A 12,090-nucleotide genomic window follows, 5' to 3' on the forward strand; every position below is an offset into this window, starting at 1 on the left:
CTAACGATGGAGCTGGTGGCGGCCACTGGCCTATAATGCGCGCCGATTTTGCGGTATGAGCTTCGGGGTAGTCACATGAGCACAGAAGATCCACGCTTCGCCGGCGTCGCCCGGCTTTACGGCGACGAAGGGCTGCAGCGCCTGAGCCAGGCCCACGTGGCAGTCGTCGGTATCGGCGGGGTCGGCTCGTGGGCGGCCGAGGCCCTGGCGCGCAGTGGTGTGGGCGAAATCACCCTGTTCGACCTCGACGATGTCTGCGTCAGCAACACCAACCGCCAGGCCCATGCCCTGGAAGGCCTGGTCGGGCGCCCCAAGGTCGAGGTGATGGCCGAGCGTCTGCGGGCGATCAACCCGGCGTGCACGGTGCATGCAGTGGCCGATTTCGTCACCCGTGACACCATGGCCGAGTACATCACCGAGCACCTCGATGCCGTCATCGATTGCATCGACAGCGTGATGGCCAAGGCGGCGCTGATCGCCTGGTGCCGGCGTCGCAAGATTGCCATCGTGACCACCGGCGGGGCGGGGGGGCAGATCGACCCCACGCAGATCCAGATCGGCGACCTCAACAAGACCTTCAACGACCCGCTGGCTTCACGGGTGCGTTCGACCTTGCGCCGTGACTACAACTTCTCGCGCAATGTCAGCCGCAACTACGGTGTGCCGTGCGTGTTTTCCAGTGAGCAGCTGCGTTATCCCAAAGGGGATGGCAGCGTTTGCCTGCAGAAGAGCTTCGTTGGCGAAGGCGTGCGCCTGGACTGCGCGGGGGGCTTTGGTGCGGTGATGATGGTGACCGCGACCTTTGGCATGGTCGCGGCGAGCAAGGCCGTGGAGAAACTGGTAGCCGGTGCTCGTCGGCCGTCGGAGCGGGTGAAGGCTCAATAGCCAATCGTAAAGCGGGTTCCCACAGAAGCAAGGTGGGGTCACTGCAGATTTCGGCTCAATTCCGCCATGCGCTGCAACACTGCATGCAGCCCATTGCTGCGTGATGGCGAAAGTTGGCGTTCCAGCCCAAGCTGGGTAAACCAGTCCTGTAGGTCCAACCCAGCCAGTTCAGTGCCGGACAACCCCTGCACTCGCACCAGCAGCAGTGCCAGCAGCCCGCGCAACAGCCGCGCATCGCTGCTGGCCTTGAAGCGCCAATGGCCATCGCGCTGCTCAGCCACCAGCCACACCAGGCTTTCACAGCCATGCACGCGGTTGGCTTCGGACTTGTCCGCGTCGCCCAGCGGTTCCAGGCTGTCGCCCATCTGCATCAGCAACCGTGCCCGCTGCTCCCAGCCGCGTGCCTGCGCGAAGACGTCCAGTGCCTTTTGGGCCTCTGCCGACATACTCATCGCAACAGCTCCAGGCCCTGGTCGAGGGCATCGAAGAAGCGTTGCAGGTCATCGCTGTCGTTGTACAGCGCCAGCGAAACGCGAATCGCGCCTTCCAGGCCCAGGCCTTTGAGCAAAGGCATGGCGCAGTGATGGCCTGCGCGCACGGCAATGCCTTGCTCGGTCAACAGGTGCGCGATGTCGGCGTTATGCACGCCTTCGATGACGAAGCTGGCCAAGGCGGTTTGCGGGGTGCCGAGCACACGCACACCCTCGCGATCGACCAGGCCGCGTAGCAGCCCCTGATGCAGGTGCGCTTCATGGGCCTCGACAGCATGGGCATCGAGGCCGGCCAGGTAATCCAGGGTTGCGCCCAGGCCGATCACGCCGGCGATCGGCGGGGTGCCCGCCTCGAAACCCAAGGGGGCCGGGCGGAAGCTTGCCTCCTGGTAGTCGGCCAGTTGCACCATCTCACCGCCGAACTGCCAATGGCGCAGCAATTCCAGCGCCTGGCTGCGCCCGTAGAGCACGCCGACGCCTTCGGGGCCGTACAGCTTGTGGCTGGAGAAGACGTAGAAGTCGCAGCCCAGTTGCTGCACGTCATGGCGACCATGCACCACGCCCTGGGCGCCATCGACCACGGTCAGCGCGCCTTGGGCGTGGGCATGGGCCAACAACCCCGCCAGCGGCTGCCAGGTACCGAGCACGTTGGACAACTGGCTGACCGCAAGCAGCCGGGTGCGTGGGCCGATCAGTTGCAGCGCTTGCTCCAGGTCGATGCGACCGTGGACGTCCAGCGGCAATACCACCAGACGCAGGTTGCGGCGCCGTGCCAGTTGCTGCCAGGGCAGCAGGTTGGCGTGGTGCTCAAGGGCGCTGACGGCGATCTCGTCGCCCGCCTCGAAGCGGTGCTCCAGGCCATAGGCCAACAGGTTCAGCGCCGAAGTGGCGCCATGGGTGAACACGATCTGTCGCGACTCTGGCGCATTGAGCCAGGCGGCCACTTTATCCCGGCTACCTTCGAAGGCCTGGGTCGCCAATGCGCCGGGCAGGTGTTGGGCGCGGTGAACGTTGGCCGCGCCATGGCCGTAGTAATGGCTCAGGGCATCGAGCAGGGCCTGGGGCTTCTGGGTTGTGGCGGCGCTGTCCAGGTAGGTCTGGTGCTGCCGTTGCAGGGCGGCGATGGCGGGGAAGTCGGCACGCCAGGGGGAGGGCTGGAACATGATCACGGGGCCTGGAATGAAAATCGGGTCTGGCGTGAGTGCGCCAGACCCGATCTTAACACTTCGAACCCGCGGGGAGTTCTCAGTTGTGGGCGTGCAGCGCCTCGTTCAGCTCGATGGCCGACTTGTGCGTCTTGCACTCGACGGCGCCGTTGAGCGAGTTGCGGCGGAACAGCAGGTCGGTCTGGCCAGCCAGGTCACGGGCCTTGACGACCTTGACCAGCTCGTTGTTCTCGTCCAGCAGGTTCACCTTGGTGCCGGCGGTGATGTACAGGCCGGCCTCGACGGTGTTGCGGTCGCCCAGCGGGATGCCGATACCGGCGTTGGCGCCGATCAGGCAGCCTTCACCGACCTTGATGACGATGTTGCCGCCACCGGACAGGGTGCCCATGGTCGAGCAGCCGCCGCCCAGGTCCGACCCCTTGCCGACGAACACGCCAGCGGAAACGCGGCCTTCGATCATGCCCGGGCCTTCGGTGCCGGCGTTAAAGTTGACGAAGCCTTCGTGCATGATGGTGGTGCCTTCGCCGATGTAGGCGCCCAGGCGCACACGGGCGGTGTCGGCGATACGCACGCCGGCCGGGACCACGTAGTCGGTCATTTTCGGGAACTTGTCCACCGAGAACACTTCCAGCAACTCGCCCTTCAGGCGTGCTTCCAGTTGCAGTTCGGCCAGTTCGCTCAGGTCGACGGCGCCCTGGTTGGTCCAGGCCACGTTTGGCAGCAGTGGGAAGATGCCTGCCAGGCTCAGGCCATGCGGCTTGACCAGGCGGTGCGACAGCAGGTGCAGCTTGAGGTAGGCCTCTGGGGTCGAGGTCAGGGCTGCGTCTTCGGCCAGCAGGGTGGCGACCAGCGGCTTGTTGCTCTCGGCCAGGCGGGTCAGCAGGGCAGCCTGGGCGGCATCGACGCCTTTCAGGGCTTCGGCCAGCTGGGCGGCCTGGGCATTGCTGAAGGCGATGGCCTGGTTGCCACCTTCGTAGCCGAGGATTGGCGCTACTGCGGCAACCAGCTCGGCGCTCGGGTTGAGCAGGGGCTGTGCGTAGAACACTTCCAGCCAGGTGCCCTGGCGGTTCTGGGAGCCGACACCGAAGGCCAGGCTGAACAGGGTATTGGACATGTGATTACCTCGTGCGAAATAGGGTAGGGGCTCAGGTCAGCGCGGCGGCGTAAAGATCGGGTTTGAAACCGACCAGCGTGCGCTCGCCAAGGTCGAGCACCGGGCGCTTGATCATCGACGGCTGGGCCAGCATCAGTTCCACGGCCTTGGCCTGGTCGAGGTCGGCCTTGCTGGCGTCGTCGAGCTTGCGGAAGGTGGTGCCTGCACGGTTGAGGATGACTTCCCAGCCGTGTTCGTCGCACCAGCGGTTCAGGCTGTCGCGGTCGATGCCTTGGGTCTTGTAGTCATGGAATTCGTAGGCGATGGCTTTGTCTTCGAGCCAGGTGCGCGCCTTTTTCATGGTGTCACAGGCTTTTATGCCGTAGAGCGTATGGGTCATTGTGTGCATTGGGGTCAAAAGTTTCCCCAATCTCTCCCTGTCTGATAGTCAGTCGCGGGATTATGCGGGATCGATCCTTTTAGTGCCACGTGTGTGCACCCGAGCAGACGTATCAACGTGTTACATATTTGCGCGCCACCTGCGACTATCGTGCAGCGGCCTCATTTCCCGCTACCCCGCTAACATATTGTTTCAATGGCGATGTTTCGCCCTGTTGTGGTTTTGGGTTCACAAAGGAAGCTTTAACGGATGCAGTCCGCCTATACCGTCCTCATCCTGTTGACGCTGGTAAGCGTGTCGAAACTGGTCGGGCGGGTGATCCCGCTGCCCTTGCCGCTGGTGCAGATTGGCGCCGGTGCCTTGCTGGCGTGGCCAACCCTGGGTCTGCATGTGGCCCTGGACCCTGAACTGTTCCTCTTCCTGTTCCTGCCGCCGTTGCTGTTCGCCGACGGCTGGCGCATGCCCAAGCGCGAATTGTGGCGCATTCGTGGCCCGGTGGTGGCATTGGCCGTGGGGTTGGTGCTGTTCACCGTGGTCGGGGCGGGCTACTTCATTCACTGGCTGCTGCCGACCATCCCGCTGCCGGTGGCCTTCGCCCTGGCGGCGGTGCTTTCGCCGACCGATGCGGTGGCGGTGTCGGCCATCACCCAGGACCGTTTGCCGACCCCGCTGATGCACATGCTGCAGGGCGAGGCGTTGATGAACGACGCCTCGGGCCTGGTGACCTTCAAGTTCGCCCTGGCGGCGGCGATCACGGGGGCTTTCTCGCTGGCCGACGCCAGCTTCAGTTTCGTCCTGGTTGCCTTGGGTGGCCTGGCAGTCGGCGTGGCCCTTAGCTGGCTGATCGGCCGCCTGCGGGCCTGGATGATCGCCCGTGGCTGGGATGACCCGGCCACCCACGTGGTGTTCATGTTGCTGTTGCCGTTTGCCGCCTATGTGCTGGCCGAGCGACTCGGGGTATCGGGCATCCTTTCGGCGGTGGCGGCCGGCATGATGCAGAGCTGGCTCGACCTGCTGCCGCGCCAGACCAGCACCCGTCTGCTCAACCGCAGTGTCTGGTCGCTGCTGGAGTTCGCCTTCAACGGCCTGATCTTCCTGCTGCTGGGGCTGCAGTTGCCGGACATCATCAAGGCAGTGGTCAGCCATGAAGCCTCCATCTGGCCGACCCTGGCCTGGCGTTGCCTGGACGTGCTGGCGATCTTCGCGGCATTGATCCTGCTGCGCTTCACCTGGGTCCAGAGCATCTGGCGTGCGATCGGTGTGGTCCGGCGCTGGCGTGGCAAGCCGGCGCTGGTGCTGATGCCCACCGCGCGTTCGTGCTGGATGCTGACCCTGGGCGGTGTACGTGGGGCGGTGACGTTGGCGGGTGTGATGTCGGTGCCGTTGCTGATCAGCGCGGGCCAGGCATTTCCCGAGCGGGATTTGCTGATCTTCATCGCCGCCGGGGTCATCCTGCTGTCGCTGATCAGTGCCTGTATTGCCTTGCCGTTCCTGCTGCGCGGCGTGACCAGGACCCCCGACGAACGGCTGCACCAGGAGGTGCTGGATGCCTGGCGACGCACGGTCGAGGCGGCGATTCATGCGTTGGAGGCGGAAGAGGTGATCGACGCCAGTGCGCCACAGGATGCGGCGCAGGCGACCATGGCGACCGAGCTCAAGGCCAGGTTGATGGCCGAATATCGGGATGAGCTGAACAGTTACAACGACACGGCCGAGGCGAGGGCGCTGGCCGAGCAGATGGACCTGCTTGAGCGGCGCTTGCGCTTGCGGGCGCTGCGGGCGCAGCGGTTGGAACTGTACAACCTGCATCGCCAGCACCTGGTGGGTGATGAGTTGGTGAGGCAGGTGCTGGGGGAGCTGGATATGAGCGAAGCGAACCTGGGGCAGGTCAAGTAGGACGCTGGGGCTGCTTGGCAGCCCAGTCGCCGGCAAGCCGGCTGCCACAGGCACGCTCGCGCAATAGCTGTGGCAGCCGGCTTGCCGGCGATGGGTCAATCAACGATTGCGCAGAAACTCACGAATCCGCTCTGCCGCCTCGATGCATTCGGCCAGCGGCGCAACCAGCGCCATGCGCACCCGGCCAGCCCCCGGGTTCACACCACCCACCTCGCGCGACAGGTACGACCCCGGCACCACGGTCACATGCTGCGCTTCGAACAGGTCGCGGGTGAATTCGGCATCACAGCCCGGCACCTTGGCCCACAGGTAGAAGCTGCCATCGGGCCGCTGAACGTCCAGCACCGGCTGCAGGATGTCGAGCACGGCGTCGTACTTGGCGCGGTACTGGTCGCGGTTGTCGCGCACATGGGCCTCGTCCTGCCAGGCAGCGATGCTGGCCAGCTGGGTCTGCACCGGCATCGCGCAGCCGTGGTAGGTGCGGTACAGCAGGAACGGCTTGATGATCTCGGCGTCACCGGCGACGAAGCCCGAGCGCAGGCCTGGCAGGTTGGAGCGCTTGGACAGGCTGTGGAACACCACGCAACGCTTGAAGTCGCTACGGCCCAGCTCCGCGCATGCGCTCAGCAGGCCCGGTGGCGGTGCATCTTCATCGAAATACAGCTCGCTGTAGCACTCGTCGGCGGCAATCACGAAGTCGTGCTCGTCGGCCAGGGCGATCAGCTTCTTCAACGTGTCCATCGGCACCAGCGCACCGGTGGGGTTGCCCGGCGAGCACAGGAACAGGATCTGGCAGCGCTGCCAGACTTCGGCCGGCACGGCGTCGAAATCGGGGTTGAACCCATTGCTTTCCAGGCACGGCAGGTAGTGCGGCGTGGCGCCGGCGAGCAGGGCCGCGCCTTCGTAGATCTGGTAGAACGGGTTGGGGCTTACCACCAGGCCATCATCGGCGCGGTTGACCACGGCCTGGGTGAAGGCGAACAGCGCTTCGCGGGTGCCGTTGACCGGCAGGATGTGACGGTCGGCATCCAGCCAGCCGGCCGGCACGCCGAAACGGCGTGCGCACCACTGGCCGATGGCCTGGCGCAGGGCCGGCAGGCCGAGGGTGCTGGGGTAGACCGCCAGCTTGTCGAGGTTGTCGGCCATGGCCTTTGCGACGAAAGCCGGCGATTCGTGCTTCGGCTCCCCGATCGACAGGGCGATGGCGCGTTTGTCTGTCGCGGGTTTCACGCTGCCCAGCAGGGCGCGGAGTTTCTCGAACGGGTAGGTCTGGAGCAGGGTCAAGGCGTGGTTCATCGGCGTAAGGTCTCGTCAATCGTCTAATGGTTAAAAGGTCACGCGGTTCGGGCTGGCTTCGCTGGCCTGGCCAGCCTGCAATTGCTGCACGATGGCCTCCTGCAGGCGGCTGCACAGTTGCGGGTCGGACAGCGGCTGGTTGTCGGCGTCGGTGATGAAGAACACGTCCTCGACACGCTCGCCGAGGGTGGCGATCTTGGCGTTCTGCAGCGACAGGTCGAACTCCAGGAAGATGCGCCCCAGCCTTGCCAGCAGGCCCGGGCGGTCTGGTGCGGTGATCTCGAGGATGGTCACCGGCCGCTGGGCATCGTTGAGGATAGTCACCTGCGGCGGGAAGTTGAAGTGCTTGAGCTGGCGCGGCACCCGGCGCTGGATGATGGTCGGGTAGTCCTCGGGGTTGCGCAGCGCCTCGGTCAGCCCGTCGCGGATCTGCTTGACCCGCTGCGGGTTGTCGCCGATCGAGCCGCCATCGTTGTCCAGCACGATATAGGTATCGAGGGTGAACTGGCTGCTCGAGGTGATGATCCGCGCGTCATGGATGTTCAGGTTCAACTGCGACATCGCCGCCACGGTCACGGCGAAGAAGTCGTGCTGGTCGGGGGCATAGATGAAGATCTGCGTTCCGCCCTCGAACTCGCGTTGGGTGGTTTCCTTGATCAATACCAGCGGCCCGCCGTCGGCCGGCTGCTGGAGGATCGCGTCACTGTGCCAGGCCACGTCGGCAGCGGTGTGCTTGAGGAAGTAATCGTCACCCAGTTGCGACCAGAGCTGCTCGACGTCGTCTGGGTCGGTACCTTCGCGGATCAGAATGTCCAGCGCCGCGCTCTGGGTCTGGCGGATCTGCTCTTCACGGTCCAGCGGGTTTTCCAGGCCGCGGCGCAGGGCGCGCTTGGTCTCGGTATAGAGCTGGCGCAGCAGACTGGCGCGCCAGGAGTTCCACAGGCTGGGATTGGTGGCGTTGATGTCGGCCACGGTCAGCACATAGAGGTAGTCCAGGCGTATTTCGTCCCCCACGTGCAAGGCGAAGTCGTTGATGACCTGCGGGTCGGAAAGGTCCTTGCGCTGGGCGGTGGTGGACATCACCAGGTGGTTCTGCACCAGCCAGACGATCAGGCGGCTGTCCCAGGCGGGCAGTTGGTGGCGTTCACAGAACTTCTGCGCGTCCACCGCACCGATTTCGGAATGGTCGCCCTGGCGGCCCTTGCCAATGTCGTGGTAGAGGCCTGCCAGGTAGATCAGCTCGGGCTTGGGCAGGCGCCCCATGAGCTTGCTGGCCAGCGGGAATTTCTCGGATACCGGCGTGTACTGCAGCTTGCGCAGGTGCTTGATGAGATTGAGGGTGTGCGCATCGACGGTATAGATGTGGAACAGGTCGTGTTGCATCTGCCCGACGATCAGGCCGAACTCCGGCAGGTAGCGGCCGAGGATACCGTAGCGGTTCATCCGCCGCAGGTTGCGGTGGATGCCGATCTCGCACTTGAACAGCTCGATGAACAGGCTGGTGTTGCGAATGTCATTGCGGAAGGTGTCATCGATCAGGTGGCGGTGTTCCCGCAGCAGGCGCACGGTGTCGGCCCGCACGCCCTTGATCTCCGGGTGCTGGGCCATCAGCACGAAGATCTCCAGCATGGCGAACGGGGTGCGCTTGAATACCGTTGGGCTGGCCGCCTCGATATAGCCATCGTGCAGGCGGAAGCGGGCATTCAGCGGCTGGGTGGTGCCACTGTCGTCATCGGCGAGGATAACTTCCTCGAAGTGCTGGATGATCAGGTCGCACAACTGGCTGATGCTCATCACCACCCGGTAGTACTGCTGCATGAACTGTTCGATGGCGCGCTTGGGGTTCTCGTCGCTGTACCCAAGCAGCGCGGCGATGCTGCGCTGGTGGTCGAACAGCAGCCGGTCCTCGGCGCGCCCGGCGAGCATGTGCAGGGCGTAGCGGACCTTCCACAGGAAGTCCTGGGAGGAGGCGAGCAGCTCGTTCTCGCTTTCCAGCAGGAAACCCTCGCCGGCCAGCGCATGCAGGTTGAGCGTGCCGTACTGGCGACGAGCCACCCAGAGCACCGTCTGGATATCGCGCAGGCCACCAGGCGAGCCTTTGACGTTGGGCTCGAGGTTGTATTCGGTGTCGTTGTACTTGTGGTGGCGGGCCTTGAGTTCGGCGCGCTTGGCCAGGAAGAACTCCTTGCTCGGCCACATGTGCGCGGTGCTGGTGACGTCCAGCATGCGCTGGCGCAGCGCCTCGGGGCCGGCAATGGTGCGGCTTTCCATCAGGTTGGTGATGACCGTCAGGTCGGCGCGGGCCTGTTCGGCGCACTCGTCGACGGTACGCACGCTCTGGCCGACTTCGAGGCCGATGTCCCAGAGCAGGGTCAGGAAGCGCTCGATGGCATCGCGGTACTGTTCGTGCTCGCAGGCGTCCAGCAGGATCAGCAGGTCGATGTCCGAGTGCGGATGCAGTTCACCGCGCCCGTAGCCGCCGACGGCGATCAGCGCGATGCCGTCAGGATCGCCCCAGTCGAACTGCTTCCAGGCCTGCTGCAGGATGTTGTCGACGAGCCACGCGCGGTCTTCGATCAGGCGGCGTATTTCGCGGCCTTCGCGAAAACGCCTGTCGAGCACCTCGCCGGCCTGGCGGATGGCTTTCTTGAAGGCGGCGATCGGGCTCGCCTTGAGGGCCAGTTCCGCCTGGAACTGGCCGCGGTCGAACAGCTCGGGATCCACCTGGGGCATCGCGTCGCGTTCCTGTCGTAGGGGTTGCCTTGAGCGAAATCAGGCCGAGGTGCGCGGGATCGTGTCGTCCTTGCGCAGGGTGAAGATCTCGTAGCCGGTCGCGGTTACCACCAGAGTGTGTTCCCACTGGGCGGAGAGCTTACGGTCCTTGGTGATGGCAGTCCAGCCGTCGCCGAGAACCTTGGTGTCGGCCTTGCCCTGGTTGATCATCGGCTCGATGGTGAAGGTCATGCCTTCTTTCAGTTCCATGCCGGTGCCAGCGCGGCCGTAGTGAAGGATCTGCGGTTCTTCGTGGAACACCTTGCCGATGCCGTGCCCGCAGAACTCGCGAACCACCGAGAAACCGTTCTTCTCGGCGTGCTTCTGGATCACTTCGCCGATGTCGCCCAGGCGGCAGCCCGGCTTGACCAGTTCGATGGCCTTGTACATGCACTCCTGGGTGACCTTGGACAGGCGCTCGGCCCACACCGGCACGTTGCCGACATGGAACATGCGGCTGGTGTCGCCGTGGTAGCCGTCCTTGATCACGGTGATGTCGATGTTGAGCGTGTCGCCATCCTTGAGCGGCTTGTCGTTGGGGATGCCGTGGCAGACCACATGGTTGATCGAGGTGCAGATCGACTTGGGGTAGCCCTTGTAGTTGAGGGGCGCCGGGATGGCCTGCTGGACATTGACGATGTAGTCGTGGCAGATGCGGTCCAGCTCTTCGGTGGTGATGCCGGGCTTGACGTGTTCTTCGATCATCTCCAGCACGTCGGCGGCCAGGCGGCCGGCGATGCGCATCTTCTCGATGTCTTCTGCGGTCTTGATGGTGACGGTCATTACAGGCTCTCTACGGCGCCGTGTACGGCGCGAACAAACGGGAAAGGCCGGATTCTAGCAGAGCAGGGCGCCGATCGGTCGGGATACAGGCAGAGAATTGAGGCTGGCGCGCAGTCCATCGCCGGCAAGCCGGCTGCCACGCCGATCGCGTTATCATCGTGGGAGCCGGCTTGCCGGCGATGGGTCGCGTAGCGGCCCCAAGTGCCCGGGAAACTGCCAGTCCTGCAGCCATTCTGGCCTCTTTGGCAGGGTGCTGTAAAAACCGCTGACGGACGCACTTGTATCCGGGTTCCGTTCGCGTTCGGTCTGTGGTATAAAATGCGCCGCTTTCGGGGACGACCCCGTCAGCCTAAACCCACACACGTGTCGACACGATGACCTGGGTGCCCCGAGTTTTCGAATTTGCGGGTTGGTCATTGGGATACGTGGAGGCCCAACCCGACTTATCAAGGAACTATCATGTCCCAAGTCAACATGCGCGATATGCTGAAGGCCGGTGTGCACTTCGGCCACCAGACCCGTTACTGGAATCCGAAAATGGGCAAGTACATTTTCGGCGCGCGTAACAAGATCCACATCATCAACCTGGAAAAAACCCTGCCAATGTTCAACGACGCTCTGGCGTTCGTAGAGCGTCTGGCTCAGGGCAAGAACAAGATCATGTTCGTCGGCACCAAGCGTTCCGCCGGCAAGATCGTCGCCGAGCAAGCTGCTCGTTGCGGTTCGCCATACGTTGATCACCGTTGGTTGGGCGGCATGCTGACCAACTACAAAACCATCCGTGCTTCGATCAAGCGTCTGCGCGACCTGGAAACCCAGGCCGAAGATGGCACCTTCGCCAAGCTGACCAAGAAAGAAGCCCTGATGCGTTCCCGCGACCTGGAAAAACTGGATCGCAGCCTGGGTGGTATCAAGGACATGGGCGGCCTGCCTGATGCCCTGTTCGTGATCGACGTTGACCACGAGCGCATTGCTATCACCGAAGCCAACAAGCTGGGCATCCCGGTCATCGGCGTTGTCGATACCAACAGCAGCCCGGAAGGCGTTGACTTCGTCATCCCAGGTAACGATGACGCCATTCGCGCTATCGAGCTGTACATGACTTCGATGGCTGACGCCGTCATCCGCGGCCGCAACAACGTTGCTGGCGGCACCGAAGTCTACGCTGAAGAAGCGGCTGCACCGGCTGCCGAGTAATAGGCGCTAGCGTCTACTTGGCACGCGAAAAGGGGGCTTTGCCCCCTTTTTGCCACCTTGAAATCCTGCTGTCAGCAACGGCCCCGCATCATGGGCGAGCTGATATAAAGG

At 63.9% G+C, this 12,090-nt stretch carries 10 protein-coding genes; 3 read left to right on the forward strand and 7 right to left on the reverse strand.

From position 1 onward, the window contains the following. Window positions 1-75: 75 nt before the first annotated feature. Window positions 76-885, forward strand: coding sequence for a tRNA cyclic N6-threonylcarbamoyladenosine(37) synthase TcdA (tcdA, locus tag PPL01S_RS02305; RefSeq protein WP_016392320.1), 810 nt, complete (start codon window positions 76-78; stop codon window positions 883-885). A 38-nt stretch (window positions 886-923) separates the two neighbouring features. Here tcdA and PPL01S_RS02310 read toward each other — a convergent pair whose 3' ends face one another. From PPL01S_RS02310 to PPL01S_RS02325, 4 genes are all read right to left on the reverse strand, one after another. Next, the gene (locus PPL01S_RS02310) at window positions 924-1,337 is read right to left on the reverse strand and encodes a SufE family protein (RefSeq protein ID WP_016392319.1); all 414 of its coding nucleotides are present in this window, start codon (window positions 1,335-1,337) and stop codon (window positions 924-926) included. Continuing rightward, a complete protein-coding gene (locus PPL01S_RS02315; protein WP_028625229.1) occupies window positions 1,334-2,539 on the reverse strand; it encodes a cysteine desulfurase in 1,206 nt (401 codons plus the stop codon). The genes PPL01S_RS02310 and PPL01S_RS02315 overlap by 4 nt, the downstream gene beginning before the upstream one ends. A gap of 82 nt (window positions 2,540-2,621) precedes the next feature. Beyond that, window positions 2,622-3,656, reverse strand: a complete 1,035-nt coding sequence (gene dapD, locus PPL01S_RS02320) for a 2,3,4,5-tetrahydropyridine-2,6-dicarboxylate N-succinyltransferase (protein WP_016392317.1) — start codon at window positions 3,654-3,656, stop codon at window positions 2,622-2,624. Between the two features lie 31 nt (window positions 3,657-3,687). Then, on the reverse strand, window positions 3,688-4,035 hold the full coding sequence (locus PPL01S_RS02325; protein ID WP_028625230.1) for an ArsC family reductase: 348 nt from the start codon (window positions 4,033-4,035) through the stop codon (window positions 3,688-3,690). A 249-nt stretch (window positions 4,036-4,284) separates the two neighbouring features. Here PPL01S_RS02325 and PPL01S_RS02330 point away from each other — a divergent pair, with 249 nt between their 5' ends. Then, the gene (locus PPL01S_RS02330) at window positions 4,285-5,931 is read left to right on the forward strand and encodes a Na+/H+ antiporter (RefSeq protein WP_028625231.1); all 1,647 of its coding nucleotides are present in this window, start codon (window positions 4,285-4,287) and stop codon (window positions 5,929-5,931) included. Window positions 5,932-6,030: 99 nt separating this feature from the next. Here the strand turns inward: PPL01S_RS02330 and dapC are convergent, their stop codons facing one another. Genes dapC through map form a run of 3 tightly spaced genes read right to left on the reverse strand, consistent with a single transcriptional unit; the run spans window position 6,031 to window position 10,782 of the window. After that, entirely contained in the window at window positions 6,031-7,227 is a 1,197-nt protein-coding gene (gene dapC / locus PPL01S_RS02335; RefSeq protein WP_016392314.1) for a succinyldiaminopimelate transaminase, read from the reverse strand. Between the two features lie 30 nt (window positions 7,228-7,257). Continuing rightward, window positions 7,258-9,960: a [protein-PII] uridylyltransferase gene (locus PPL01S_RS02340; protein ID WP_016392313.1), complete on the reverse strand. Its 2,703-nt coding sequence runs from the start codon at window positions 9,958-9,960 to the stop codon at window positions 7,258-7,260. A 39-nt stretch (window positions 9,961-9,999) separates the two neighbouring features. Further along, complete coding sequence (gene map, locus PPL01S_RS02345; protein WP_016392312.1) at window positions 10,000-10,782, reverse strand: type I methionyl aminopeptidase; 783 nt, start codon at window positions 10,780-10,782, stop codon at window positions 10,000-10,002. 459 nt (window positions 10,783-11,241) lie between these two features. On the opposite strand from map, the gene rpsB reads away from it, so the two are divergent. Further along, window positions 11,242-11,979 (forward strand): 30S ribosomal protein S2, encoded by a 738-nt coding sequence (gene rpsB, locus PPL01S_RS02350; RefSeq protein ID WP_011535280.1) that lies wholly within the window; start codon window positions 11,242-11,244, stop codon window positions 11,977-11,979. Window positions 11,980-12,090: the final 111 nt, after the last annotated feature.

Source organism: Pseudomonas plecoglossicida NBRC 103162 = DSM 15088, assembly GCF_000730665.1.
In the GTDB taxonomy this organism is placed as follows: domain Bacteria; phylum Pseudomonadota; class Gammaproteobacteria; order Pseudomonadales; family Pseudomonadaceae; genus Aquipseudomonas; species Aquipseudomonas plecoglossicida.

Excerpts from the sequence above, each read along its gene's own strand:
- tcdA (WP_016392320.1), top strand. The coding sequence starts at position 76 with ATGAGCACAGAAGATCCACGCTTCGCCGGCGTCGCCCGGCTTTACGGC.
- dapC (WP_016392314.1), bottom strand. The coding sequence starts at position 7,227 with ATGAACCACGCCTTGACCCTGCTCCAGACCTACCCGTTCGAGAAACTC.
- PPL01S_RS02325 (WP_028625230.1), bottom strand. The coding sequence starts at position 4,035 with ATGACCCATACGCTCTACGGCATAAAAGCCTGTGACACCATGAAAAAG.
- map (WP_016392312.1), bottom strand. The coding sequence starts at position 10,782 with ATGACCGTCACCATCAAGACCGCAGAAGACATCGAGAAGATGCGCATC.
- PPL01S_RS02340 (WP_016392313.1), bottom strand. The coding sequence starts at position 9,960 with ATGCCCCAGGTGGATCCCGAGCTGTTCGACCGCGGCCAGTTCCAGGCG.
- PPL01S_RS02310 (WP_016392319.1), bottom strand. The coding sequence starts at position 1,337 with ATGAGTATGTCGGCAGAGGCCCAAAAGGCACTGGACGTCTTCGCGCAG.
- PPL01S_RS02330 (WP_028625231.1), top strand. The coding sequence starts at position 4,285 with ATGCAGTCCGCCTATACCGTCCTCATCCTGTTGACGCTGGTAAGCGTG.
- PPL01S_RS02315 (WP_028625229.1), bottom strand. The coding sequence starts at position 2,539 with ATGTTCCAGCCCTCCCCCTGGCGTGCCGACTTCCCCGCCATCGCCGCC.
- dapD (WP_016392317.1), bottom strand. The coding sequence starts at position 3,656 with ATGTCCAATACCCTGTTCAGCCTGGCCTTCGGTGTCGGCTCCCAGAAC.
- rpsB (WP_011535280.1), top strand. The coding sequence starts at position 11,242 with ATGTCCCAAGTCAACATGCGCGATATGCTGAAGGCCGGTGTGCACTTC.